We start from the raw sequence: 232 nt of genomic DNA on the forward strand, positions 1-232 counted from the left end.
GGTATTGGCATACCGGTGATTTGTTACGAACTGCTTAACGGCACGCCGGCCCCACGGCCAAGTCCGGATGCCCGTTTTGCCATTATTAACGGCGTGGGCCAATATTCCGAAATGCCTTTCTTTGGCATCCTGGTGCAGGGTATTCCCAAACTGACCCGAGTCCTGGAACAGGATATCCAGCAAGTGGATGCTGTGATGGGAATGGGCTCATTGGACCAGATGGCAGTAAGCG

At 53.9% G+C, this 232-nt stretch carries 1 pseudogene; it reads left to right on the forward strand.

Annotation, left to right across the window (positions count from 1 at the left end):
* A pseudogene (locus Q4563_RS22950) lies at positions 1–232 on the forward strand (hypothetical protein); the annotation flags it as partial.

This window comes from Gilvimarinus sp. 1_MG-2023 (assembly GCF_030548285.1).